Here is a 1296-nt window from a genome sequence, read left to right on the forward strand (position 1 = left end):
TACCGGAACCGCTCCCCCATCGCCACTATCCCCACGGCGGCCGCGACGGCCGGATTGACGACCGTGGCCGTGGCGAGCGGCGCCGCGAGCCCCGCGCCCCGGTACGAGGCCTGCGAGAGCAGCAGCCCCGACACCGCCAGGACCGCGACCGCCGCCAGGCTCGGGGCGAGGACCGCGAGCGTCTCGCCGTCGGCCCACCCCTCGGCGACGGTCTTGGTGAAGACGGACGCCATGCCGAAGACGGCGCCCGCCGCCACGGCCAGCGCCACACCCCGGACGACCGGGCGGCGCATCCGGCGCGTCGCCAGCACCAGCAGCGCGGCCATGACGAGCACGCCGACGGCCAGCACCGGGCGCTCGGCGGTGTCCAGGGACTCCCCGGGGCGCGCCTCGCCGGTCAGCGACATCAGCCCGGCCAGGCCCACGGAGGCCAGGAGCGCGCCGTGCCAGCCCGCGGCGGCGACCCGGCGGCGGACGACGAGGGCGCCCATGGGGAGCGCGAAGACGATGGTGAGGGCCCCCAGCGGCTGCACCAGGCTCAGCGGCCCGTACGCCAGCGCCGCCACGTGCAGCGCGGCCCCCGCGCCGGTCAGGACCACCGCGCCCCACCAGCGGGGCTGGCCGAACGGGGCGTACGCGCCGTGCGGACCGGTGGCGGCGACGCGCTCCTGGACGATGGCTCCGGCCGCGTAGCAGACGGCGGAGACCACGCAGAGCAGTACCGAGAGCACGAGTGGGCTCATGTCTCGCCTCGCCAGGTCCGTCGGTCAACGTTCATACCTCCAACAATGACGCGCGGCCGGCGCTTCCTGCGTCGTCCGCACGGAGGGACTTACCCCTACTCTTTCGGCAGTACGGACACGGTGCCGCGCCCCATCTTTAGTCCACCCGGCGCCGCCCGCCGCCGGGCCGCGCGCCCTGCGCCCGTCGACCGAACGGCGGCGTACACCGCGTGCGTGTGACCCACGCCACTTAGGCTCTGCGTGAAACCGCCCCGCCGCCCCAGCCCGTATCCACTCGCTCCATGTGACCCGTACACATCAATACGTCCGAGCGCATCACTCCATACGAGCCCGGAGGGACCCCATGCCGGAGCTGTTCATCGGCGGTCAGTGGACCGAGGCCGCCGCGGGCCGCACCCGCGAGATCCGCTGTCCCGCGGACGGCACGCCGGTGGCGACCGTGGACGAGGCGGGCCCCGAGGACGCGGCCGCCGCCGTGGCCGCCGCCCGCGAGGCGTTCGACCGCGGGCCCTGGCCGCGCACCCCGGCCGCCGAGCGCGGCCGGCTGCTGCTG

Annotated in this window: 2 protein-coding genes; one reads left to right on the plus strand and one right to left on the minus strand. The window is 75.8% G+C overall.

The genetic code is table 11. The annotated features are described in order from the left end of the window. Positions 1-743: DMT family transporter (locus ACFU99_RS43940; RefSeq protein ID WP_384404431.1), on the minus strand; the 743-nt coding region annotated here is incomplete at its 3' end. Positions 744-1086: 343 nt separating this feature from the next. On the opposite strand from ACFU99_RS43940, the gene ACFU99_RS43945 reads away from it, so the two are divergent. Then, positions 1087-1296: aldehyde dehydrogenase family protein (locus ACFU99_RS43945; RefSeq protein ID WP_384404433.1), on the plus strand; the 210-nt coding region annotated here is incomplete at its 3' end.

The organism is Streptomyces sp. NPDC057654 (assembly GCF_042800135.1).
In the GTDB taxonomy this organism is placed as follows: Bacteria; Actinomycetota; Actinomycetes; order Streptomycetales; family Streptomycetaceae; genus Streptomyces.